This window comes from Cyclobacterium jeungdonense (genome assembly GCF_010994275.1).
GTDB classification, from domain to species: Bacteria; Bacteroidota; Bacteroidia; order Cytophagales; family Cyclobacteriaceae; genus Cyclobacterium; species Cyclobacterium jeungdonense.
Genome location: NZ_WMCD01000003.1, coordinates 396,397 through 420,671 on the forward strand (window position 1 = coordinate 396,397; position 24,275 = coordinate 420,671).

The 24,275-nt window shown below is 44.5% G+C and carries 17 protein-coding genes and 1 tRNA gene; 11 read left to right on the forward strand and 7 right to left on the reverse strand.

What is annotated here, in order from left to right; all coding sequences use genetic code 11:
- The first annotated feature begins 216 nt into the window (after nt 1-216).
- The 5 genes from GKS34_RS09220 (at nt 217) to GKS34_RS09240 (ending at nt 8,107) form a co-directional block, all read left to right on the forward strand.
- Complete coding sequence (locus GKS34_RS09220; protein ID WP_163384511.1) at nt 217-1,716, forward strand: M28 family peptidase; 1,500 nt, start codon at nt 217-219, stop codon at nt 1,714-1,716.
- 121 nt (nt 1,717-1,837) lie between these two features.
- On the forward strand, nt 1,838-2,425 hold the full coding sequence (locus GKS34_RS09225) for a hypothetical protein (RefSeq protein ID WP_163384512.1): 588 nt from the start codon (nt 1,838-1,840) through the stop codon (nt 2,423-2,425).
- A 299-nt stretch (nt 2,426-2,724) separates the two neighbouring features.
- Entirely contained in the window at nt 2,725-3,690 is a 966-nt protein-coding gene (locus GKS34_RS09230; protein ID WP_163384513.1) for an HNH endonuclease, read from the forward strand.
- Nucleotides 3,691-3,964: 274 nt separating this feature from the next.
- Nucleotides 3,965-6,418, forward strand: coding sequence for a carboxylesterase family protein (locus GKS34_RS09235; protein WP_163384514.1), 2,454 nt, complete (start codon nt 3,965-3,967; stop codon nt 6,416-6,418).
- A gap of 141 nt (nt 6,419-6,559) precedes the next feature.
- Nucleotides 6,560-8,107 carry a glycoside hydrolase family protein gene (locus GKS34_RS09240; RefSeq protein WP_163384515.1) on the forward strand — a complete coding sequence of 516 codons (1,548 nt, stop codon included), beginning with the start codon at nt 6,560-6,562 and terminating at the stop codon, nt 8,105-8,107.
- A gap of 54 nt (nt 8,108-8,161) precedes the next feature.
- Here the strand turns inward: GKS34_RS09240 and GKS34_RS09245 are convergent, their stop codons facing one another.
- Both GKS34_RS09245 and GKS34_RS09250 read right to left on the reverse strand, forming a co-directional pair.
- On the reverse strand, nt 8,162-8,779 hold the full coding sequence (locus GKS34_RS09245) for a thioredoxin family protein (RefSeq protein ID WP_240459251.1): 618 nt from the start codon (nt 8,777-8,779) through the stop codon (nt 8,162-8,164).
- Nucleotides 8,780-8,786: 7 nt separating this feature from the next.
- Nucleotides 8,787-9,278: a TlpA family protein disulfide reductase gene (locus GKS34_RS09250; protein WP_163384516.1), complete on the reverse strand. Its 492-nt coding sequence runs from the start codon at nt 9,276-9,278 to the stop codon at nt 8,787-8,789.
- Nucleotides 9,279-9,578: 300 nt separating this feature from the next.
- Here GKS34_RS09250 and GKS34_RS09255 point away from each other — a divergent pair, with 300 nt between their 5' ends.
- Entirely contained in the window at nt 9,579-10,445 is an 867-nt protein-coding gene (locus GKS34_RS09255) for an alpha/beta hydrolase (RefSeq protein WP_163384517.1), read from the forward strand.
- Nucleotides 10,446-10,483: 38 nt separating this feature from the next.
- Here GKS34_RS09255 and GKS34_RS09260 read toward each other — a convergent pair whose 3' ends face one another.
- The 3 genes from GKS34_RS09260 to GKS34_RS09270 form a co-directional block, all read right to left on the reverse strand.
- Nucleotides 10,484-10,921 (reverse strand): nucleoside deaminase, encoded by a 438-nt coding sequence (locus GKS34_RS09260; RefSeq protein ID WP_163384518.1) that lies wholly within the window; start codon nt 10,919-10,921, stop codon nt 10,484-10,486.
- Nucleotides 10,922-10,986: 65 nt separating this feature from the next.
- The gene (locus GKS34_RS09265; RefSeq protein ID WP_163384519.1) at nt 10,987-11,634 is read right to left on the reverse strand and encodes a hypothetical protein; all 648 of its coding nucleotides are present in this window, start codon (nt 11,632-11,634) and stop codon (nt 10,987-10,989) included.
- Nucleotides 11,635-11,947: 313 nt separating this feature from the next.
- Entirely contained in the window at nt 11,948-13,300 is a 1,353-nt protein-coding gene (locus GKS34_RS09270; RefSeq protein WP_163384520.1) for a DEAD/DEAH box helicase, read from the reverse strand.
- A 70-nt stretch (nt 13,301-13,370) separates the two neighbouring features.
- Here GKS34_RS09270 and GKS34_RS09275 point away from each other — a divergent pair, with 70 nt between their 5' ends.
- The 5 genes from GKS34_RS09275 to GKS34_RS09295 all read left to right on the forward strand — a co-directional run bounded on the left by GKS34_RS09275 (nt 13,371) and on the right by GKS34_RS09295 (nt 19,844).
- Nucleotides 13,371-14,714 (forward strand): dihydroorotase, encoded by a 1,344-nt coding sequence (locus tag GKS34_RS09275; protein ID WP_163384521.1) that lies wholly within the window; start codon nt 13,371-13,373, stop codon nt 14,712-14,714.
- Between the two features lie 77 nt (nt 14,715-14,791).
- Nucleotides 14,792-14,868 (forward strand) — tRNA-His (locus tag GKS34_RS09280).
- A gap of 556 nt (nt 14,869-15,424) precedes the next feature.
- On the forward strand, nt 15,425-17,341 hold the full coding sequence (locus GKS34_RS09285) for an amylo-alpha-1,6-glucosidase (RefSeq protein ID WP_163384522.1): 1,917 nt from the start codon (nt 15,425-15,427) through the stop codon (nt 17,339-17,341).
- 10 nt (nt 17,342-17,351) lie between these two features.
- Complete coding sequence (locus GKS34_RS09290) at nt 17,352-18,632, forward strand: glycosyltransferase family 4 protein (RefSeq protein WP_163384523.1); 1,281 nt, start codon at nt 17,352-17,354, stop codon at nt 18,630-18,632.
- A gap of 3 nt (nt 18,633-18,635) precedes the next feature.
- Nucleotides 18,636-19,844 (forward strand): glycoside hydrolase family 57 protein, encoded by a 1,209-nt coding sequence (locus tag GKS34_RS09295; protein WP_163384524.1) that lies wholly within the window; start codon nt 18,636-18,638, stop codon nt 19,842-19,844.
- A gap of 88 nt (nt 19,845-19,932) precedes the next feature.
- Here the strand turns inward: GKS34_RS09295 and GKS34_RS09300 are convergent, their stop codons facing one another.
- Together GKS34_RS09300 and GKS34_RS09305 are read right to left on the reverse strand one after the other, a co-directional pair.
- Nucleotides 19,933-22,971, reverse strand: coding sequence for an AAA family ATPase (locus tag GKS34_RS09300; protein ID WP_163384525.1), 3,039 nt, complete (start codon nt 22,969-22,971; stop codon nt 19,933-19,935).
- Nucleotides 22,968-24,194, reverse strand: coding sequence for a metallophosphoesterase family protein (locus GKS34_RS09305; RefSeq protein WP_163384526.1), 1,227 nt, complete (start codon nt 24,192-24,194; stop codon nt 22,968-22,970). Before GKS34_RS09305 ends, GKS34_RS09300 begins: the two co-directional genes overlap by 4 nt.
- Between the last annotated feature and the right edge of the window lie 81 nt (nt 24,195-24,275).

Sequence of the window (24,275 nt, forward strand, 5' to 3'; positions counted from 1 at the left end):
GCCCTAAAGGTAGAAATATTAGCTGATTTAGGTGTTTATTTTGACCTTAAATATCCTCTTATTAACCAGTTGGGCATGGAATTGGTTTACTTAGTACCAATAATTCGAATCGTTAAACATTCATTATGAAATCGAGCAAGACGCAAGCGACCCACGTTGGGATAATTATAAAGCATGCGAGATTCCATATGGCCATAAACAAACAATTATAATCATATGAAAAACAAAACAATGATAGCCGCAGCAATGCTGTTGGCCATTTTTTCCTTGCCCGTAATGGGGCAAGAAGACCTATCTTTAAAATACGCCGCTACCATTGAGGCTGAAGATTTGGAAAAACACCTCAGCTACCTGGCATCCGATGAACTGGAAGGCAGGGATACTGGAGAAAAGGGCCAGAAGCTGGCTGCAGAATACCTGGTCAATTTTTACAGGGAAAAAGGCCTCGCTGGACCAGTAGCAGGGAGCTTTCTGCAGCCATTCGAACTCTCCAGCGTACGTTGGGAAGAAGTAGAACTGAGGGTAGGCCGAACAGACCTGTTGCTAAATGAGGATTTTGTGTTTATTGGCGATGCTGATATGAAAAAAAGAGTCCGGACTGACTTGGTATTTTTGGGGTTGTCCTCGGAAGAAAACCTGGCAAAAGTCGACGTGGAAGGCAAACTGGTTGGACTCTGGGCCATCGGTTCCCGATCTTCGGAAGTGGTGGATCAGGTCTTTGATGCTGGAGCTGAAGGCGTAGTGCTGGTAACCATGGAAGGACAGGCCAATTTTGATCGGGTAGCCAACCGGTACAAAACGCTTTCCGGCCGGGGGAGATTGGGCTTCGATGAACCTACCGAGCACAAACCCATCTTTATGGTCAGTTCGGAGATGATGGGGGAACTATTCGAGACCCCTGTGGAGGAACTCAAAGAGGCCGCTAAAAATAATCCGGAATCCATTCCGGCTCAAAAGGTCCGGTATCAGGTACAAAAGGATAAACTGATGGTGGGCACTGAAAATGTACTGGCCTATCTCGAAGGCACGGATAAAATGGAGGAAGTACTGGTTATTTCTTCCCATTACGACCATGTCGGCATCAACAGCGATGGAGAAATAAATAATGGAGCGGATGATGACGGTTCCGGAACCGTGTCTGTCATGGAAATAGCAGAGGCATTTTCGAAAGCAGCAGCAGACGGGCACCGTCCCCGCAGAAGCATCCTTTTCCTGAATGTCACAGGGGAAGAAAAAGGTCTGCTGGGATCGGAGTATTACGCGGAGAATCCGGTATTTCCACTGAAAAACACGGTAAATAATCTGAATATCGATATGGTAGGCCGCATTGACTACGAATACCAAAATGCCGAAAACCAGGATTATGTGTATGTGATTGGCTCCGAAATGCTTTCTTCGCAGCTCAAAACCATTAATGAGTACAACAACATTACGTACACGAACTTAATTCTAGACTACCGCTACGATGCCGAAGATGATCCCAATCGGTTTTACTACCGCTCCGATCATTACAATTTCGCCAAACATAACATTCCCGTGATCTTCTTTTTTAATGGCGTGCATGACGATTACCATCAGCCTACAGATACGGTAGAAAAAATCGAGTTTGACCTGATGGAGAAACGTGCCAGGCTCATCTTTCATACCGCCTGGGATTTGGCAAATCGGGAACATCGCACGCCGGTGGACAGTACCAATACCCGTTTGGCCAGGTAATCTTTTCAAGAATGGTTTTTTATTAGCCGCTGGATATTGTCCGGCGGCTTTTTGATTTTATAAAAATAGCAGTTATATTAATAGACTTATAAATAGACCAAAGAATAAACCTTCCCATAACATGAAAAACCTTTGCCTAAGCCTTTTCGCCCTGATCCTTTTTTTTCACGCCGAAGCACAGCAAATACCCTCTAAAGCCATGCAGATCAAGACTGCCGTCCTGGCAGCTCCTGAAACGCTTAGGGAAGGAAGCATGGTGTATGGTTATGACAGTCAGGGAAACTGGACCGTCTTGCGGGAAGGCAGTAATGAAATGGTTTGCATAGCGGACGACCCCAAAGCAGAAGGTTTTAGTGCAGCCTGCTATCACCGGGACCTCGAGCCTTTTATGGAGCGTGGTCGGGAGTTAAGGAAAGAAGGAAAAAACTTTAAAGAAATTTTTGATACCCGGGAGGCAGAAGCCAAAGCTGGTAACCTTCAAATGCCTAAAGACGGGGCCACGTTGTATTCCCTTTCAGCGGCTGCTGAAGATTATGATGGCATGAATGGGGAAGTAAAAAATACCTACCTGCGGTATGTGGTCTACATTCCCTGGGCTACCCAGGAAAGCACCGGTTTGGCGTTAAAGCCCGAAGCGCCCGGCATGCCCTGGATCATGGACCCCGGCACTCACCGCGCCCATATCATGATCAATCCTCCGAAGGAGTAGGGTTTTAAATTTAATCCTACTTACGTTTCAGTTATCTGTAGGGAGTAAATCGGATGATAATACGTGATTTGGATTTCAGATAGGAAAAAAACACCACTCACCTTCAATAATTAAGGTTGATTAATAAATCAAATTCAAACCTGCATCCTACAAAATATTAAACCCGTTAGATATATGCGCTTCTTTTAAAGGAAGGTATATAATTGGAAGCATAAATTAAAGAAATAGCGGAATGATTGTATTATTTCGCATGTAAAACCTTTAAATATTACTTTTTTATTTCCATTAATCCCGAAAAATTGGAAAAAACCCTTCAAAAATATCTTCTTTATTTCAAGAAACTCATAATAGACAGGGCACATGGTATCGTTCCTCACAAACCTGTTTTATTAATTTCTTTATTACAAACGTTTCAAACCTGCGTCAATGATTCTAAGAGAATTCGAACAACCCCTGAATTAGTCGCCTTCTTCAAAACCAACTGGGCTTTACTAGTAACAACAAATCATCATTGTCGATTTACTTTACCTTTTTATCATTTAAAAAGCGATAAATTTTGGAAACTCGTTCCGAAAGTAGGATTCGAAAAAATCATTCATTTTTCAGCATCAATGCGAAGTTTTGCGAATTTAAATGTTGCAGTTGATTACGCTGTTTTAAATGAAGATTTATTTTTATTGATGAAAGATCCGAAAAGCAACATAATATTGCAGCAGGTTTTACTTGATGAATATTTCTCAGCGAAGAGGAGCTATTTTAGTTTTTCGTCAGAAAAACAGCAACAGCTTTTTGATGATATTGAAAACAAGATTTTAAACGAATCATCAGAAAAATATAGGCTAGAAATCCAAGCTCTGATTCAACAGCAAAATGATGAGGAAATTTTCATCCGCGGAAACCTATTCAAAAGAGAAGTTCCAAAAATTTACGATCATACTTGTGCAATTTCAGGAATGCGAATAGATGCTACCATCTCCATATCCATGATTGATGCATGTCACATTGTGCCATTTAGTAAAAGTTTTGATGATACTATAAAGAATGGAATTGCCTTATGCCCAAATCTTCACCGTGCTTTTGACAGGGGACTGATTGCATTCGATGAAAATTACCGTGTGTTGGTATCAAAACACTTCCAGGAACAAAACTCAAATTATGGTATTAAAGCTTTTGAGGAGAGAGAATTAAGCCTACCCCTTAATGAAAGCTATTGGCCTATGAAAAGTAATTTAAGCTGGCACAGGGAAAATGTATTTCAAGAATAGGAAGAAGACTCAATACAGAAATCCAGCACATCATATTTCAGTAAGGGTCTCATTGCCTATTTTTTCTTTAGGGAATACAGGATTCTTTTTTTACGGCTTAGTAATCGAAGGGTCAATGGAAATAAAAATCGACTTTAAGGGATAAATTATTTATAATAATTCCCAAAGCGGGTCATTTTTTTAACCGAAAATCCCTTTCTTTGAGCTATAAAAATTATTTTTAGGTACTGGTAAACCACTTCCAGTTTCCTTTCCACTTCAACCACTGGCAAACATGCGCAAGCAATCCCTAGCTCCTATGCTGGTCCTGATTTTACTATCCGGACTATTTTCCGGCATCCGGGCACAAACCAACACTGATCAAATTGTATTTACAGAAGGATGGGTTACGGGCTTTGGAGCCCCGGTAAAATATCCCCGCTATGCTCGCAGCGAATTTCCCACCGATCCGGTCATTCCGCTGCTGCTGGTAGACCAATCGTTTCAGCCAGCGGATCAGAAAGGAGATTCTGGGGTCAATTGGGAAGCCATTTCAGCAGACGAGAAAGGCATTTTCAAGCACGACCTACTTGCTTCCGGAGGCCTTTACCTGGAATACACCAGCCCTGCTGAAAAGATTGTAATTTTTGATGCCTCCGGCCATGGGAAAGCCTATATCAATGGGGTGCCTCGGGAAGGAGATCACTTTGGTTTTGGTACATCCAAGCATCCCGTAAGGCTTAAGAAGGGGTTAAATACTTTTTATTTAACAAGTGGCAGAAATCCGGAAATAAGGGCCTCTCTTTACGCTCCGAAATCTCCCTTACAGTTGAGCACTGATCAGCTGACCCTGCCGGATCTGGTTTGGGAGGAAAAAGGATTTAAATGGGCGGGAATAAAAGTCATCAATGGGACCGAAAAAGCGGCCTCCAGCTATCGGATAGAGAGCCTCGTTAAGGGCACGGGAAAAATGAGTACCTCACTTCCGACGATCGAAAAGCTAACGTCCAGGAGCGTTCCATTCCGGATACCTGAGTTGCAGGGTGTACAGGAGGAGCAAGTGGAGGTACAGGTAAATCTCCTTTCAGCGGGCGGAAATAAATTAAGTTCGCTGACCTTGACGCTGAAAAACCGGCCTTTTGATAGCCTGCATGATCGGACCTTTATCAGTGGCATTGACGGTAGCCTCCAATACTATTCTGTTCAACCAGGCAAGGTGCCGGAAGGACTGAGGCCCGCTCTTTTCTTTTCCACGCATGGGGCAGGGGTAGAGGCCAGAGGTCAGGCGGCGGTCTATACGCCCAAGGATTGGGGACATATAATTGCGCCCACCAACCGGGGGCCTTTTGGCTTTGCCTGGGAAGACTGGGGCCGGTTGGATGCGCTGGAAGTGCTGGACATTGGAAAGGACCTCTTTCAGCCGGATCCCCAAAAAATATACCTTACCGGCCACTCCATGGGTGGACATGCCAGCTGGTACCTGGGGGCGACTTATCCAGACTACTGGGCGGCCATCGGTCCCTGTGCGGGCTACGCAGAACTTCATGACTGGATAGAACATACACGAAAAATCGTTACAGCCACTGAGCGAATGTTTGAAAGGGCTGGCAATACGCAACGCACCCGGCTACTGAGCAGAAATTATTTGCACTTCGGTGTTTATATCAATCATGGCGATGCGGATCAGGTGGTCCCGGTGCGCCATGCCCGGCAAATGAAGCAGGTTCTGGCAGATTTTCATCCGGATTTTGCTTACTACGAATATCCGGGCGGGGGGCATTGGTACGGGAATAACTCCGCCGATTGGCCGCCGCTGTTCGACTTTTTAAAAAACCATACACTGCCAACATCCAAAGAGGTGCGCAGCCTGGAATTTTATACGGCCAGTCCGGGGATTTCCGCCAGCTCCAACTGGCTGACTATCTACCAGCAAACCCATCCCTACCAACTCAGTCATGTGGACCTGGACCTGGGAGCGGATTCCCTATCCCTTTCTGGTGTAACGGAGAATGTGGCTGTTATGCAATTGGATCTAAGTATGGCGGGCGTGGCCTTTCCGCTGTCCATTCAAATGGATGAAAGCAAGCTGGTTTTGGATCAAGCTGTTTCAGAAATAGTTCTGGTTCGCAACGATAGCGGAGCCTGGGAGCTCGGTGTCCTACCCGGGCCGGAGGAAAAAGGACCTCGTCGGTATGGGAACTTCAAAGATGCTTTTCGCCACCAGGTGGTTTTTGTGTATGGTACGCAAGGCAGCCCGGAAGAAAATGACTGGAACTTTTACAAAGCCCGGTACGATGCCGAAACATTCGGCTATCGGGGAAATGGATCCATAGAAATGGTTTCCGACAGCCAATTTTCACTGGAAAAGTATACCGACAGGGGAGTGATCCTTTATGGAAATTCGGATACCAACCGGGCCTGGAAAACCCTGCTTGGGAAAAGCTCTGTTCAGGTTTCCAATGGGGAAATGAAGGTAGGGGATAGGGTGCTGAGCGGAGATGGCTGGGGTTGTTATTTTATTCAACCACGACCTGACAGCGATATTGCCTCGGTAGGCGTAGTGGCAGGAACCGGGCTTAAAGGCTTAAAGGCAATGCATGCGAACCAGTACTTTATGGCAGGCACTGCTTTTCCCGACCTGACTGTAATAGGAACGGGTGTATTTGAAAACGAATACGAGGCGGTGGAAGGAGCTGGATTTTTTGGTAACGACTGGCGGGTGGAAACGGGTGATTTTGTCTGGAAATGATATGAATGGGGATACTATTAGGTGATGAGGCAAATGCAAGGACTACTTTTAGATAATCTAGTGATCCAAAAAAGGAGCCATCTTCATCTCAAATTCAAGCTAAGTATGCTTATATTGGAGTTTCCAGAATTCCGCATCCCTATGAGATTTTGCTTTTTTTTATTCCTGATTTTGGCTTTTGCTCCCTTCTATCCGATTCAGGCTCAACCTGATCCCGATGCCATCCGCTTTGTCAGGCAGGGAGTGAAAAGGTTCGTTTTTGATGCCGAACAGTGGATTCCACTGTCTTCATTGGATCCAAAAAACATCATTGGGCTGGCTTCCATGCACCCTTTCACCCATTATATGGAAGAAGAGGCCGAGCTCGTTTTGGAAAAAGGGCAGCTTGTCGTTCGTTCGGAAGCCGAAACCCAGACCGGGATCTGGTTTGGAGGCTTTAACCCTTTCGCTACTTACGTGCTGGATCTGGGTGATGTCAGGGGTAAAGGCGAAATTGGATTTGCCTTTGGTGATGGAAATGAGCAGATGCGTGTGACCGTTCGGTATGCGGACGGCGAGATCAGGGATATGATTCAGGAGATTTACCGGGGTTCTTTACGGGTTTTTTCCGAGTCTATTCTTACCCGATATGGGAACACCATGTCCGGAAAGCTGATCCTGCAAATGCTGGGAAGTGGCCTGACGGTCTATCTTCAGCAGGAAGGGTTGCCACTTGCTATCGGACAAGGGGAATTTAGCCAGCAACTGGACCTCCGGAAGAAAAAATACCTCCATCGATTTCAATCTCAGGTTTTTGTCGGAATTGAATCAGGGATTGCGCAAATCAACCAGGTAAAAGCCGGCCTTGGCGCCGGTATGGGCTTGGCAGATATTCGGGCAATTACCTATGAGGACGGAAGTCCGTTGATGGATCAGGGCAGGCTATGGTACACCATGACTATCCGGGGAAGGGCGCTGCCCCATCCCTTACAAGGGGTCTTTAGTATGGACCCCTCGGTTTTTGACATACGGCTGGAAGGGGTGATCCTTTTTGATAGAAATGATGGTTTGTTGCGGAACGAAGTGGCCTCTCATGTGTTTTTTGACCGGAAAGAGCAATTATGGAAAGGACTGACCACGGGGTTTAGTGCTTATGCCGACCCAAATGAAGAAAAACAATTACTAACCATTCACAGTAAAAAAGATCCACGATTTGGTTTTTCGGTCATGCAGGCCGAGCCTTTTGGCATGGTGGGGGATATTGAGGATCCTCACCTGATTTACGACGAGGAGGCGGGTAAGTGGCGTATGTTGACCTGCATCAATCAAAATGGTTACAAGGCCATTCTTCTGGAATCGGACCATTGGAATAGGGGATTTGTACCACTTGCCGGACCTGTAAGAGTAAACTCCACAGGTACGTCGATTCATAAAATTGGCGGTAAGCGCTATTGTTTTTCGGGAAGCAGTGAAAGGGAAATTTTTATTTACAGTTACCCGGATTTAAAAGAAGCAGGGACCTTGAAAATGGATCTGCCTCCCTGGGATGCCAGTTCCGGAACCAGGGTCTGGCCCAATGTGGTTGAATTACCCGAGGGCTATCCTTTTCGTTACCTGGCCTTGATGATGGACCGTCATAATTATCCAGGCATTAGTGGCCCACAATGGACCTATGGTGCTATTTACCTCTATCATGGATCAACTGAATAGTCTACCAATACATACTTCATGGCAACGTTTAATCAGTTAGAGTAAGAATAGCAGCTATCGGGACCATTTGATACTACAGCCGATGGCTTTGGAGGTTTTGCGGGTTACTTCTTTTCCTTCCAGTAGCGCATCTACGGCATTGGCAAGGTAGGGTTCGCTCACCGAAGCGGCATCCTGGTAGTTATTGTCAATGGCACCAATATAGCGTACTAGGTACTGGTCATCTTGCTTTTCCAACAGGTAAACCTGGGGCGTACGCGTAGCACCATAGGTTTTGATCACTTCCTGGCTCTTGTCATAGGCATAAGCAAAAGGAAAATCCTTTTCTTGCGCCCGTTGTTGCATGGCATCAAAACTATCGCCCGGACTAACCTGCTCATCATTTGAGTTAATGGCAATGACCGGGTACCCTTTGGGGGCATACCGTTGATGCAGATCAATCATGCGGTCCTCATAAGCCTGCACGTAGGGGCAGGTATTGCAGGAAAAAATTACAATTGCTCCCTTATTATTTTCCAGGCCGTCCAATGAGACCTGAGATCCATCAACGGTTTGTAAATCAAAACCCATTGCGGTGTCTCCCACTACGTAGCCTTTGTCCTGAGCCAGGACAAGGGAAGAAACAAGGAATATGGAAAACAGGAATAGGGATAAGGTTCGGAAATTTTTCACGTTGGTTTTATTTTAGTTGGTCGATAAGTTTTAGCAACTCGGGTTCTTCCATTTCTCCTTCATGAAAATGCCTGGAGCCATCCGCTTTAACAAAAAGCGTGGCCGGTATGGCTCCGGTCCAGTCGGGATTAACTTTATCAATCCAGGAATTGAAATCCACATCATTTAAAAGGTAAACCGGTGACTGAATGTCCCTTTTTTCAATAAAAGAGCTAACCCGCTCGGGCCTACGGGCATCATCCATGGAAATAAAATACAATTCCATATCCGTATTAGACTTGTTTGCATGGTCAAAATAGGGCATTTCCCGAACGCAGGGCGCACACCAGGTTGCCCAAAAATTAAAGATCCGGAGTTTCTCGGATTCTTTGGCTGTCAGCCTCTCAAACTCTTCAAAAGAAATGATTTTGAAATCGGGTTCGGGACGGTCCTTGCCTGAAAAACCGGGAAGCGTTATGAGAAACAATACGAATAATAGTCTGGAAAGACTCGCTATCATTGGTTGGGAATTTAAATGTTAGATCAGTGCTTTATACGAAAAATGAATGAATTTGTTGGATGAAGCGGGTTGCATTTCAATGGTAGCACCATTCTATTTTGATCAGAATTGCGTTACTTTAGGAAGCCAATTTTTTAACATCGTTTCAGCTACAAACGCGAAGCCCTGGTAATTGCGCGAGGTATGCTGTCGTCTCTTTAGCAAAAAGGCACTATTTTTTTTATCAGTTTAGAAACTAATTGAGTAGATTGTCAAGTCATATGCTTAAATTTATTCATACCTGAAATAGACACATTAATTATGAAACTTTTCCGTTTAGTTTGTATTGCTTTTTTTATCCCCTTAATCACGGCATTCGCGCAAGAAAGCAGGGTGTTTGACGCCCTGACCATGGAAAGCGAGATCCTGAATATGGAAAGGAAATTTGCGATTTACCTTCCTCCCGGTTATGAATATTCCCAGCGTTCCTACCCGGTTCTTTACCTGCTTCACGGGGCAGGAGATGATCAAACCGGATGGGTTCAGTTTGGAGAGGTGCAGTACATAGCCGATCGGGCGTTTGCCTCTGGAATAGCTACGCAGATGATCATCATTATGCCCGATGCCAATACCGGTCGCCGGGGCTATTTCAATGATGTAAATAACGATTGGAGGTACGAGAATTTCTTTTTTGAGGAGTTGATGCCCTATGTGGAATCTCAATACCGGATCAAAAAAGAAAAACGCTACCGTGCCATTGCCGGCCTTTCCATGGGAGGAGGTGGCACTTTCTTTTATGCCATGCATCGTCCCGATTTGTTCTCGTCCGCTTGTCCCCTAAGTGCAGCGTTACGGAATACCAGCTTTGAAGATTTTAAGCAGGGATTGGAAAACAACCAGACAGAAGTGAAAGATCCTTCAGCTCTGGAGGCCTATTTTGACCGACACCAGGCCATTAGACAGATTGAACTGAATTCTCCCGAGGACCTGAAATCGGTAAAGTGGTATTTTGACTGCGGCGACGACGACTTTCTTTATGAAGGGAATAGTCTGGTACACATTGCGCTGAAGAAAAACGAGATACCGCATGAGTTCAGAATCCGCGATGGCGCGCACAATTGGACTTACTGGAGAGAATCGCTTCCGCAGGTTTTGAGTTTTGTTTCGGATACCTTCCGACAGAAATAATTTAAAAGTAAGCAAACTGAAGGCGTTCCCCAACACTACTACTCACCGATGTCTTCCTTCCAGAGTTTTGGATTTTCACGAATAAATCGCTGCATCAGCCCTTGGCAAATCTCATCCTGAAGTACGGTTAGGCTGACACCATTTTGCTCGAGAAGGCTTTCGGCTCCCATAAAGGTCCTGTTTTCGCCGATGACTACCTTGGGGATACCATAAAGTAAAATGGCCCCCGAGCACATAGTACAGGGGGAAAGGGTGGTATACAAGGTGCACGCTTTGTAAACAGCAGCAGGTTGCCTGCCGGCATTTTCCAGGGCATCCATTTCTCCATGGAGGATACTACTCCCTTTTTGAATGCGCTGGTTATGGCCCCTCCCTATGATTCGATCCTGATATACTAAAACCGAGCCAATGGGTATTCCTCCCTGGTCCAGGCTTTTTGTCGCTTCATCTATAGCCGCTTGCATCCATTTATCCATACTTTATCGAGTTGGTTCGGAGCATAAAATACGAAAATTTGGGGAAGGTATGACCGGCAAAGGTGTTAGGTATTTGTATATACCATTTTTCGGGAGATTTTTTTCAACAAGGCATGAATAACTCCTTCATTCAAACTCGCTTTTGAACCGTATATCCCATTATGGAATTGAACCAGCAGTTCTCCATCTTCGGCATTGTAAATCATTAAGTTGATGAAAGCCAGGCTGGTTTCTTGGGGAATTTTTGGCAATGCCTTATTGCTACCTTGACTATAGGCAGCGAGGGGCTGGTTGGTCTCGTAATTGCCTGTTACTATGGCATCCACTCCAAGTACGGCTGCAAGGTGAGCAGGGTTGAAGTCCGGGTAATTTTCCAGGTTGATTCCAGCGGCATTCAGTTTTCTATTGGTAATGCCCGGATCCTGTACTTTTACCGCTAATGTTCCCTTTTCAGCATGTTCCCGAAACCAACCAGAAATGGCATTCTGGATGCTTTCCCCTTCTTGTTTTTCAAGACTTGCCAGTTCTCCTGAGGAAAGGGTTTTCATTTGGTCCGGTCTTAACGTTACTCTTGTAAGAAAGGGAAGTATAGCTATGGTTTCGTGATTTTCAGCGATGGTTTCAGAATCGGCATTTTTGAAAAAATGGCTCTGACCATTTGACTGAAGGATAAAGAGAAAGTATAACAAAAAGATAGAAACTACTTTTTTCATGACAGTAATTAGAAATGGTTTGAAAAGGTACGCTTGTATTTTTACCCGGATATTGAAAAAATAACCCAGGACCGATTGCTGCTATCTTGATGTCACCGCTAAAAATATGACGGTGAACTTCCCTTCAAAGATCGCAGTATAAATCGAAATAAAAAAGGTATTATTGAAAAATACAAACAATAAAATATTAAAATATGTTTATTTACAGTTTTTAATTTGTAAGTTACATTTTTCTATCTACAAATATCAAAGTGTTTTTTAGCATAAAAAGGAAAAAATAATACACGCCCATAAAAACAATCCAGGCGCAGAATTATTTTTTCCACTTTCCCTTGGTTTTCATTTGGTTTCGGTTTCTTTTGGCTTTGCTGTTTTTGTTTCCCCGTTTTTTGGGTTTCTCTACTCGTGGTTTGGTGGGGGATTTTTTTTCGTGAAAGGCTCCTTTAAATTCGGGATCCTCTCCTCTCTTTTGATTATCGATTTCCCTTTCATACGCCTGTTTCTCTTCATAAGGGGTTTCATGCTGGGGAATATCCTTCGGAATGCTTCGTTCGGTCACTTCCTTTTGGATGATCGCTTCAATTTTTTCGAAGTGGAAACATTCAGCAGGGTTGATAAAGGTAACCGCCTTGCCTTCATTTTCTGCCCTGCCTGTGCGTCCGATTCTGTGGACGTAATCTTCATAAATCAAGGGCACATCAAAATTCACCACATGGCTGACCATGCTGATGTCCAGGCCCCGTGCTGCTACATCAGTTGCCACCAGTATTTTTACCTCCCCTTTCTTAAATTCATCCATGCTGTTGATCCGGGTATTCTGGCCTTTGTTGGCATGAATGACCCGAATGCTTCCTCTTTGCCGCTGTTTGAGGTAGCGAAAGACCTCTTCTGCATTTTTTCTGGATTTGGTAAAAACGATCCCTCTTTCAAAGCCAGGCTCGCTTACCAGTTTTTCAAGCAGGTCCATTTTCGTTCTTACATTGGGAACAAAGTATTTGGCTTGCTCGATGGTATCGGCAGTGCTGGCCTGCGGTGCCACTTCTACTCGTTCCGGGAATTCCAGAAATTCATGCGAAAGCTTTTCGATTTTATCGCTGAAGGTGGCAGAGAAAAGCATGTTTTGGCGTTTTACAGGAATGATTTCCAAAATAGCACGTATCTGGGGAAGGAATCCCATGTCCAGCATTTTATCTGCCTCGTCCAGGATCATCGTTTTGATATCCCGGGTATAGAGGACCTCTCTTTTGTACAGGTCAAGAAAACGGCCCGGGGTGGCAATCACAATGTCTACCCCCTCCTGCACTTTTTCTATTTGTGGTTTGGGACCAAGTCCACCATAAAGGCAGACGTAGCGGAGGTCGGTATATTTACCAAAACCAATGACCGCCTCTTCTATTTGCATGACCAGCTCCCGGGTGGGAGCCAGTATCAGCGCCCGGGGGTGCTGCCCTTGGGCATATTTTACTTTAAACAATAAGGGCAACACAAAAGCAGCGGTTTTCCCGGTACCCGTTTGGGCAATGCCCAGGATGTCATGCCCGGCCAAAGCCAGGGGGATGGCCTTTTCTTGAATCGGTGTCGGTTTTTCGTAACCGATTTCCTGCACCGCATTCAAAAGTTGCTTGTTAAGATTAAAATTTTCAAAAGATTGCAGTCGATCGGACATGATTTTATAATTTTATGGAAATATTTCAGGGGTTGATTTTTGAAACCCCTCCCGCTCAAAAACCAATGGTATGAAAAGAATTTTAATCCGGAATGCAAATATAGTGAATGAAGGTAAGATAATGCAGGGAGACCTTTATATAAAGGAGGGGTTGATTTTCGCAGTGGGTGGCGATTTGTCGGGGTACAAAGCGGATATAGAGATAGATGCAAACGGAAAACACCTTTTACCAGGCCTGATCGATGATCAGGTTCATTTCCGCGAGCCTGGATTGACCCATAAAGCGGAGATCTACACGGAAAGTAAGGCCGCCGTTGCCGGGGGGATTACCAGCTATATGGAAATGCCTAATACCGTACCCCAGGCAACGACCCTGGAATTGCTGGAAAATAAATACGATTTGGCCGCCAAAAAGTCCCTGGCCAATTACTCGTTTTATCTGGGAGCAACGAATGACAACATAGAAGTCATCAAACAAGTAAATCCTGAAACCATTTGCGGAGTAAAGGTATTTCAGGGATCCTCCACGGGGAATATGTTGGTGGATAACCCGGATAGTCTGGAGAAGATATTCAGGGATAGCCCGGTTTTGATCGCTACTCACAGTGAAAATGATCAGATCATCAAGGATAACCTGGAACGATATCAAAAAGAATACGGAGAAAACATACCGCCCAGACTGCATCCAAAAATCAGAACCTGGAAGGCCTGTTACGATGCCTCAAAGACCGTGGTGGATATGGCGCGCATGTATGGAAGCAAATTGCACGTATTGCATATTAGTACAGGAAAGGAGGTCATGCTTTTTGACAAGGACCTGCCTTTGGAGGAAAAAAGAATTACGGCAGAAGCTTGTGTTCACCACCTGTGGTTCTCCGAAGAAGACTACGAAACCAAAGGTAATTTTATCAAATGGAATCCGGCCATAAAAACATCGGAAGACAGGGAGAAAATTTTGAAAGGAGTTTTGGATGGGCATATCGATGTCATTGCTACGGATCATGCACCTCATACACTGGAAGAAAAATCAAAGCCTTACTTATCAGCTCCCTCAGGTGGGCCATTGGTTCAGCATTGTTTGCCAGCTTTATTGGAAATGTACCACAATAACAAAATCAGTCTGGAGCAGATCGTGCGAAAAACCAGTCACAACGTGGCGGTACTTTTTGAAATTGAAAAGAGGGGTTACCTTCGGCCAGGCTACCATGCCGATATGGTGCTGGTGGATTTGGAAGATCCCTGGGAGGTAAGCCGAGACAATGTTTTATCTAAATGTGGCTGGTCTCCCTTTGAGGGACAGACCTTTCAGTCCAAAATCACACATACGATTGTTTCCGGACACCTGGCGTACGAAAATGGAACATTCCATGAAGCGCAACAAGGGCAACGATTGAAATTTTCAAGAAATGTTTAGCAATATATTGCTTGGCTAAAAAAAGCATATTACCTTTGCATTCCCATCCGATAAAAGTAATTGGAAGGGAGAAAATGGTGATTGTAGCTCAGCTGGTTAGAGCGCTGGTTTGTGGATCCAGAGGTCGCCGGTTCGAACCCGGTCTTTCACCCCAAAACCCTCCTTTAAATCAGGAGGGTTTTTTTTTAACGCTTGTTTTGATCTTGGAGTATTTCGTCAGGTGCTGCAAAAGGGGTTTTAGGGTTTGTAAATGAAGGGGTGCGTGGATGATTTAAGGGTAGCGTTTGCAACTAAGAGTCCCGAATCCAGTTATTTCTTTGTGTTGCCAAAGCAATAAAACGATGGCATATTCTTTGTTAAGACGGGTATGTATGAATTCAATTAATTTTCAGAAGTCATGTTTAAATTATTTCAATCTTCAAAAAAATTTCCTCAGATCAGGTATGTCAATTTGAATCAGGTTCATTTGTATATGATGAAATTCGAGGAGTCGATCAGGAATTTCGAGGAAATTCAAAAAGAAAGTGCCTGATCCACAAAGTAATATAGTTAACCAAAAGGGAGCGATTCGTTCCCTTTTTTTATGCTTAGATTGTTGGGAAATTTTATTTGGTTTTTTTTTAAACTTTATTTGCATTAGTTTTTGGATCATTTATTTTTCTTTACAAATGATTCAAGTATTTTTATAAAAACCACAAACATTTGATTAAATGAGCTACATACATTTCGATAAGACGCAACTCATCAACCTGAATTACTCTTTGGAAAAGGAAATAATCCGTTCCAATCGCTCTGGTTGCTATACGAGTACTACGATTATCGGCTGCAATACAAGAAAATATCACGGCCTTTTGGTGGCGCCCCAGCCTCAGATTGACGGGCAATTGCATGTATTGCTTTCTAATGTGCACGAGACTATTGCTCAGAAAGATGCGTTATTCAATCTGGGCATCAATAAATATCCCGGAAATTATTACCCACGCGGACATAAATACCTCGAGGATTTTGATTCGGAGCCCATTCCCAAGCTCAGGTATCGGGTAGGCGGCGTGGTTTTGGAAAAGGAAATCATCCTGGACTCTACCGCAGATAGGGTCATGATAAAATACACCCTGGTGGATGCATCGATACCGACCAAATTGCGGGTCAGTCCCTTTTTGGCTTTCAGAGGTTACCACGGACTTTCCAAAGCCAATACCTACGTTAATAAAAAAATTAAGAAGATAAAAAAGGGCGTACAGTTCCGGCTTTACGAAGCTTATGACCCCCTGTCTCTCCAAATCTCTAAGGAGAATGTTTTCGTACCGGTACCCGACTGGTATTACAATATTGAGTACATCCGGGAGATTGAGCGTGGTTACGATTATCAGGAAGACCTGTATGTGCCGGGATATTTTGAATTTGATATTGAAAAAGGAGAATCGGTCATATTGGCAGCTGGCTTGAAAGAGGCAGATCCTGAATCTTTACAGGAATCCTTCCAAAAGGAAATTAGCAGAAGGATCCCAAGGGACAATTTCGTTAACTGTCTGAAAAATTCAGCCGGGCAATTTATCAGCCGTAGGAATGGAGAAGTGAGGGTTATTGCAGGATATCCCTGGTTTGGCTGGTGGGGAAGGGACACCTTTATTGCCCTGCCGGGCCTGACACTTACCATGGACGACAAACAGACCTTTCTGGATGTGATGGATTCCATGTCAAAAGATTTAAAGGGAGCCCTTTTTCCAAATGTTGGAAGCGGTGTGATGACCAATATGAATAGCATTGATGCCCCACTTTGGTATTTCTGGGCCTTGCAGCAATACGTTATCTTCACCGGTGACAAGGAGACGATTGCTTCCAGGTACCTGGAAAAGTGTAAAGGAATCATTGATGGATTTACTAAGGGCACTGCTTTTAATATCCATGTTTTGGATAACGGATTATTGTGTGGAGGAGAAGAAGGGATAGCGCTTACATGGATGGATGCCGTTACCAAAGACGGTCCCGTGACCCCGAGAATCGGCTGTCCGGTAGAGATAAATTCCCTGTGGTATAATGCCTTATTGTTTTACCATGAGCTTTCCGGTGAGGAAGGTGCCAAAAACCTGGCTGAAAAGGTAGGAGAATCGTTTGTAGAAAATTTTTGGAGCGAAAAGAAGGGATACCTGGCCGATGTGGTAAATGGAGAGAAAAAGGACTGGTCTATCCGGCCCAATATGGTATTCGCTACTTCATTGCCGTACAGCCCCCTAAGCAACGAACAGAAGGATCATGTGCTGGAAGTAGTTAAGAATAATTTATTTACGAATAGAGGTCTGAGGACCTTGGCACCAAGCGATCCACTCTATAAAGGGTATTACAAGGGAGATCAGTACGAGCGGGACAACGCCTACCATCAGGGTACCGCATGGCCCTGGTTGCTGGGGCATTTCGCGGAAGGTTATTTGAAATTGCATGGTAAACAAGGGAAAAAGTTGGTCGAAAACATGATCAGCAGCTTCGATGGGGTGATGACTCAGTACGGAGTAGGCACCATAGCTGAAATTTACGATGGAGATCCTCCCCATAGACCAAAAGGAGCGATATCACAGGCATGGAGCGTAGGGGAATTGCTGCGGATGAAATATTTAATCGATAATCTTTAAAAAGATTTTTATGAAAGTTTTAATGTTTGGATGGGAATTTCCTCCTCATATTTCCGGGGGTTTGGGTACCGCCTGCTACGGGTTGGTAAAGGGGATGGCCCACCACAAACAAGACCTGATTTTCGTTGTCCCCAAACTATGGGGGGATGAGGATCCATTAGCTGAATTTGTCAATGCCAGTGATGTGGAAATCGATTACAGGGAACGCCGATTCAGGGATATCTGGAAAAACCTCACCTACCTGGAAGTAAGTTCATTTTTGGTCCCCTACCTCAGCCCCGAAGAATATCACAATCATACGGAACGGCTGCTAAAAGATCAGGACGAATTGGAATCCAGTGTACTCGCCAACAAGTTTTCCTTTAGCGGAAAATACGGTAAAGATCTGATTCTGGAAGTTTCACGTTATGCTTTGGTGGCTGCTCAAATAGCAAAGAATAAAAAGTTTGACCTGATTCATGCCCATGACTGGTTGTCCTTTCCCGCAGGCATTGCAGCGAAACAAATGAGTGGAAAGCCGCTGATTGCACATGTACACGCTACCGAATTTGATCGTTCCGGGCAGACGGTAAACCAGCGGGTATACGATATCGAACGAGCCGGTATGGAAGCCGCGGATAAGGTCATTGCAGTGAGCCATCTCACCAAAAATACCATCGTAGCCAAATACGGAATACCCGAAGAGAAAGTCACTGTGGTTCACAATGCCGTTTTGGATACCAGTATTATCAAGTCCAAAGAAGAGAAAAAAGTCCCGGAGAAAATCGTTACGTTCCTGGGAAGAATCACCTTTCAAAAAGGACCTGAATACTTCGTAGAAGCGGCTAATAAGGTGATAAAAAAGGATGATAATGTGCGATTCGTGATGGCTGGGTCCGGTGATTTACTGAATCGAATGATATTGCGGGTGGCGGAATTACGGATCGGCACCAAGTTTCATTTCACTGGATTTCTCAAAGGAGACGATGTGGATAAAATGTTTGCTCTCAGCGATGTGTATGTGATGCCGTCGGTCTCCGAACCGTTCGGTATTTCTCCATTAGAAGCGGTCAGGCACAATACCCCGGTGATCATTTCCAAACAGTCCGGAGTAGCGGAAGTACTTCAAAATGCCGTTAAAGTCGACTTTTGGGACATAGATGCCATGGCAGATGCCATTTTTGCCTTGCTTCATTACAATGGAATTTCCAAAATGTTTAAAGAGATGGGCAGGGAAGAGCTGAAAAAGCTCAAGTGGGAGCATGTGGCTAAAAAAGTCATCGATATATACAAGCAAACCGTAAATCAATAGGATATGAGAACCATTTGTTTTTACTTTCAAGTACACCAACCTTATAGATTGAAACCCTACCGATTTTTTGAGATTGGGGACGATCATGATTATTGGGATGATTATTCCAATAGAAATATCATGAAAAAGGTGGCAAAAAAATGCTACCTGCCGATGAACCAACTGTTGCTTGAGCTCATTCGAAAATACCAAGGAAAGTTTAAAGTTTGTTTTTCTATATCCGGGACCATTCTGGACCAAATGGAAGCCTACGCACCGGAAGTTTTGCATAGCTTTCAGGAACTGGTGGCCACGGGCCATGTGGAATTGCTAAACGAAACGTATTCTCACTCCCTTTGTGCCCTGAAAAGCGAATCAGAGTTCAAAAACCTGGTGCACCTTCACCAGGAAAAAATAAAGCAGTATTTCAACGGCTACACGCCAAGGGTATTTCGAAATACGGAGTTGATTTACTCAGATAGTATTGGTGAAATGGTGGGAAAAATGGGTTTTGACGGTATCCTTTCAGAAGGAGCCAAACATATCCTGGGTTGGAAAAGCCCTAATTTTGTATACGTGAATGCCAACGAACCGAAATTAAAGGTATTGCTTAAAAACTTCCGTCTGAGTGATGACATTGCCTTTCGGTTTGGGGAAACAAAATGGTCAGATTACCCCCTCACAACAGACAAATTTATGGGCTGGCTAAACCAGGTACCTGCAGAAGATGAGGTGATCAACTTGTTTATGGATTACGAAACCTTTGGCGAACACCAATGGAAGGAAACGGGGATATTTGAATTTATGCGGCACCTTCCCGAGGCGGTTTTCAATAAAACCAATTTTACATTTTCGACTCCTTCTGAGGTAATTGCCAATGCTTCACCGGTTGGAAAAATTCACGTCCCCATTCCCATTTCCTGGGCGGATGAAGAGCGGGATCTGACTGCCTGGCTGGGTAACGATCTACAGGACGAGGCATTTGACAGGTTATTTGAACTGGAAGCCAAAGTGAAAAGGTCCAACGATCCGGCCATCCATCGGGATTGGCGCTACCTGCAAACCAGCGATCACTTCTATTATATGTGTACCAAGTTTTTTTCTGATGGGGATATTCATGCTTATTTCAGCCCCTACGAGAGCCCCTATGAGGCATTTATAAACTACATGAACGTGTTGAGCGATTTTATTTTAAGACTTAAACAGGAGGAGAAAGACGCGGTTTCCGGTTGATTTCTAAATTATCATTCGAATTTAAATCAAAACCGGGCTTTCCTTTTTCCGACCTGCGTTGGTTCGGTAATTTGGGTTGCCCGGTTTTTTAGCTAAAACTGTAACTAACCTGACTTCCTTTTTCCTGATCCAGTTCTACTTTTGCATATACCGCAACTTCCTGTTGGAGTTCCTCCACATGGCTGATAATACCCACGATCCGGTTTTCATGGCGCAGGGCCTTCAATGTTTCAAAAACCACCCGAAGAGAGTTTCGATCCAAGGCCCCGAAGCCTTCATCCAAAAAGAAGAAGCTTTGATCTGCCTGATTAAGGGATTTGACTTTTTCGGCAAGTGCCAGCGCCAGGCATAAGGAAGCCTGAAAGGTTTGGCCGCCGGAAAGGGTTTTCAGCAAACGCTTTTTTCCTCCATTCAGGTAATCCGTTACCCAAAAGGTATTGTTATCATCGATCTCCAGGCTAAGGCTGTTTTTAGTCAGTCTGGAAAATCGCAGGTTGGCTGTATTGCAGAGTTCTTTCAGGTAGATCCTGCTTACGTATTTGACAAAGCCACTTCCTTTAAATAACTGATCAAGCTCTTTCAGATAGGAAAGGCGGGTTTCCAGTTTACGAAACGTTTGGGTTAATTCCGCTTTTAAAACAAGTTTTTCCCGGAGTTCCTGCAGGGATTGATTGAGGAGCGTGAGCTTGTTTTTCATGGCATCCAGTTCCTCTTTTTCCTGCAAATGGGTAGCTGTAAGGGCCTCATATATTCGCTGCTGAAAGTCAGATACTCCGGCTATGTTTTCCAGTTCTGAAATTCTGGACTTTACTACTGAGCATTTTTTTTCATGTTCCCGAATTTGATGGTCGGTCTTGTCAGCATCCATTTTACTCGTAAAAAGTGCTTCTAAAGCCTGTTTGTCTGAAAACCCATATTCCAAAAGTAATTTTTCGTAATCGGTATTCAGCGCTGCCAGCTTTTGGGTACTACTCTCCCTCTTTTTCTCAAAATTGCTTAAGTTAGCGAGGTTGGTGGCGGACTTTTCTCTGGTCTCTTTCAATACTTTCTGCTTGCTATCCAGAAAATCGGCCGTTTCCTTGATGTCCTTTTGTACACTTTCTATCGTTTGGCGAATGATTTCAGCCGACGTTTTTAGGTAGGAATGCGCAAATTCCAGGTCTGAGATCTCCTCTTCTTTTGCTTGAATCGTACTTTTAAGGCTCAAAAGCCCCTCTTCTGCCTTTCTTGATTCATTCTGGCTCTGCTCCCTTTGTTTCCGGATCTGTTCCAGATTTTTTCTACCTTCCCGAATGGTTTTATCCAGAGCGGCTTGCTGCTGAACCTTTTCTTCCAGTTTTTTTCGCTTGGAGTCCAGAGATTCCGGATCGATAATGCCCCTTGCTGCGAGCCTTTTTTGAAGGTGATCCAGTTGCTGCTGCTGAAGGTTCAGTTCTTCGCTTTTATTCCGGAGTTGTTCGGAATGGTGCTCTTTGTTGTTTCGTTGCAGAAGTAACTCCCTGGTTATCTCTTGTGTTTGGTCTAGTTTTTCCCGGCTATTTAGCCATGAAGCCTGAATTTTTTCCAGCGAGTCATCGGAAAGATGGGCATCCAGGGGTTCGGGATGCTCCAGAGAGCCACATAAGGGACAAGGTTCCCCGTCTCTTAAGGCGTGTGCATGGTTTTGAAGCGCTTTTTTTTCAATCAATTTTTCCCTTTCTAGTTCCCATTTTTTAATGACCTCCTTCTGTGCTACCATCCACTGGTCGAAGTCAGTGAAATCCGCTGGCAGGGAAGCCAGGAGTTCCTCCACCCGGTTGGTAAAATGCCGAGTTTCTTTTTTTAAATTCTCCTCTTGCCTTTTCAAAACTTCTTTTTGAGCCAAAAGGGTCTTCCATTCCTTTGCCTGCTGCTGAAGTTCTGCCAGCTCTTGATGGTCGCTGGAAGGATCAAAACTTTCGGTTTCCTTGTCCAGTTTATCCAATTGCTTTTCCATGGATTCCTGCTTTCGTAGCAAGTCCGCCAACTGGGGCTGCAGGGATTCCAGTTTGCCCTGAGAAGTATGAAGTTCCTGGGTGAGGGTTTGAATCTCCAGTACTTTTTGCAAGTCCCTGATTTTGGCTTCTCGTTGAGGCCTTTGGTCCGCTTTTTTCTTCAGGTCGCTCTCTTGTGCTTCCAGTGTATTGATTTGCTCTTTATACGCTTGTTCAAAACGCTTGCAGTCTATCATTCCTACAGTAGCCTCCTCCAGGGTCAGGTTTTCTTCCTTTATTTTTTCCCATAACGGCAATAGGTAGGTTCTGGCCTGGAGGTACTCTTTCAGTTCTTTTTTCTTTTTTTCAATTTCCGGGAGTTGGTTTTCCAGGGCCTCCCAGGTTTCCCTGGATTTAAGGAGTTCCTGATGTTTTTCCCTGAAACTTTCCATTTGCTGTAATTTTTTACCCGATTTTTCGAAGGACTGCTCTTTTTCCTGTACCAGCCGCCTGGTTTTTTCCCATTCGGATTGTTGTTCTTCAAGCAGGTCCGGATTCAGGTTTTCCAATGGCTCCAGCTTGGTTTCAAGTTTGATCTTCTCCTCCCTGGCCTTTTTGTAAAGAGTTCCGGTATTTCCGGAAAGGTCAAATCGCTCCAGTCCAAATAATTCCTTCATCATGGCTGCCCGCGGCCCGGGTGTCAGGTCGATAAACTCCCGAAACTTCCCCTGAGGAATGATCACCGTTTGTTTGAAATGATCCATTTTCATCCCGATGATGGTCTCAGCCCTATCTTCCAGGGGAATCAATTCCTCCTTTTCTTTCAGGTAAAAATGATGTTCTGCAGGCCGGATTTCATCGAAATTTTTAGGGTTTCGTTTTACCCGATAGCTTGCCAGGTAATGGTTCGCGTTGTTTATGCCGGCCTTAAATTCAAAACTGATTTGCAGGGAATCACTTTGAAGATTGACCATGCTGTTTTTTTCACCTCTATCGGAAAGCCTTTCGGTGCTGCCGTACAGGGCTAGTAAGATGGCTTCCAATAAGGATGATTTACCACTTCCCACGACTCCGAAGATGCCAAACAGCCCGGCAGCAGTAAGGGAAGTAAAATCAATGGTTTGGGTTTCTTTGTAGGAATAGAGTCCTTTTAAGGTGAGTTTTACGGGAATCATGAGGGATCAACTTGCGCGATGACTTCTTTGAATACAGCTACCAATTCCTTATTGGGAGGCTGTCCTTTTTCACTTTGGTAGTACATGTTGAAAAGGCTTGGCATATCTTTTTCCAGATCTCGTACCTGCAACTGATGATCAGATTCGGTCTCTCTGTTTTTGATTTGGGGAATAAGGTTAATGATGCCGTCGTGGGCCTTCATCAGGGATCTTCTGGTCTCCGCATCAATGGAATGGTCAGTTTCATAGGTCAGTTCTACAAAGCAGTGAGGATTTGCTTCCAGCCATTCCAGTGCAGTCGTTAGCTTGTCAAAAGTTTTTCTTTCCAAACGCCTGCCTTGATAGAGGGGGATGGCCTCGTAGCGCGCCGGTTTCCCTGGATTGACCTCAATGAGAACCACCTGCTTTTGCTGTCCGGCTTCGCTAAAGGAGTAGGCCAGCGGTGAACTGGCATACACTGCCGGGACTGGCAACGTACTACAGGCATGGTAACGGTGTAAATGACCTAGCGCCGCGTACTGTATCTGATTGGGGATTTGAGACGTATGGAGTGCCTGTGTGCCTCCAACGTGTAGAATAGGTCGCTCACTCTCTGGCTCAGGTTCCGGGGTTTCTCCTTCTTTCACAAAAAAGAAATGACCTAAAAAGAGATTTACTCCGCTATCGTCGCAATGGTGACGCGCAAGTTCCCGCCAGCGGGCTCCCAAAACTGTTCTCAGTTCTGATTCCCGGTTTTCTTCTCCCAGGTACGTTCGCAATAACAGCTCATTGGCATAGGGAGCTAGGATGATACGAATGGGAAAATCGTACTGGGGCAGTTTCAGGGATACGAATCCCGGGTCGGAAGAGAGGACTTCTGTGCCATTTTCTGATTTTCCTGTTGGTATTACTGTGTCGTACCTACTGTAAAAGAAAATTCCCATTTCCCTGGCCAGGGGGTCGGGTGCTTCAATAAATTGAGTGCTGTCGTGATTTCCTGATATGACGACGATGGGCCTTTGCCCGTTTTTGGATAGTTTACGAAGGGTTTTGTAAAGCAGTTCCACTGCTTCGTGACTGGGATTGAACGTATCGAAAACATCTCCTGCAAGCAAGACCATATCTACCTCATGGCTTTCGGCAATGGCAACAATTTCTTCCAGTACTTCTTTTTGCTCTTCCAGGCGAGAAACGTCCTGGAGTCTTTTTCCTAAATGCCAATCTGCCGTATGTAAGAGTTTCATGGGCGGTAATTCAAATGCTAAAAGTTTAATTTTATGCTAAATTTACTTCAATATCGGAGCGAGGCAAAGGCTAATTCGTAA

Coding starts and splice junctions, on each gene's coding strand:
- GKS34_RS09220 (WP_163384511.1), top strand. CDS start 217: ATGAAAAACAAAACAATGATAGCCGCAGCAATGCTGTTGGCCATTTTT.
- GKS34_RS09225 (WP_163384512.1), top strand. CDS start 1,838: ATGAAAAACCTTTGCCTAAGCCTTTTCGCCCTGATCCTTTTTTTTCAC.
- GKS34_RS09235 (WP_163384514.1), top strand. CDS start 3,965: ATGCGCAAGCAATCCCTAGCTCCTATGCTGGTCCTGATTTTACTATCC.
- GKS34_RS09240 (WP_163384515.1), top strand. CDS start 6,560: ATGAGATTTTGCTTTTTTTTATTCCTGATTTTGGCTTTTGCTCCCTTC.
- GKS34_RS09250 (WP_163384516.1), bottom strand. CDS start 9,278: ATGATAGCGAGTCTTTCCAGACTATTATTCGTATTGTTTCTCATAACG.
- GKS34_RS09255 (WP_163384517.1), top strand. CDS start 9,579: ATGAAACTTTTCCGTTTAGTTTGTATTGCTTTTTTTATCCCCTTAATC.
- GKS34_RS09260 (WP_163384518.1), bottom strand. CDS start 10,921: ATGGATAAATGGATGCAAGCGGCTATAGATGAAGCGACAAAAAGCCTG.
- GKS34_RS09265 (WP_163384519.1), bottom strand. CDS start 11,634: ATGAAAAAAGTAGTTTCTATCTTTTTGTTATACTTTCTCTTTATCCTT.
- GKS34_RS09270 (WP_163384520.1), bottom strand. CDS start 13,300: ATGTCCGATCGACTGCAATCTTTTGAAAATTTTAATCTTAACAAGCAA.
- GKS34_RS09275 (WP_163384521.1), top strand. CDS start 13,371: ATGAAAAGAATTTTAATCCGGAATGCAAATATAGTGAATGAAGGTAAG.
- GKS34_RS09285 (WP_163384522.1), top strand. CDS start 15,425: ATGAGCTACATACATTTCGATAAGACGCAACTCATCAACCTGAATTAC.
- GKS34_RS09290 (WP_163384523.1), top strand. CDS start 17,352: ATGAAAGTTTTAATGTTTGGATGGGAATTTCCTCCTCATATTTCCGGG.
- GKS34_RS09295 (WP_163384524.1), top strand. CDS start 18,636: ATGAGAACCATTTGTTTTTACTTTCAAGTACACCAACCTTATAGATTG.
- GKS34_RS09300 (WP_163384525.1), bottom strand. CDS start 22,971: ATGATTCCCGTAAAACTCACCTTAAAAGGACTCTATTCCTACAAAGAA.
- GKS34_RS09305 (WP_163384526.1), bottom strand. CDS start 24,194: ATGAAACTCTTACATACGGCAGATTGGCATTTAGGAAAAAGACTCCAG.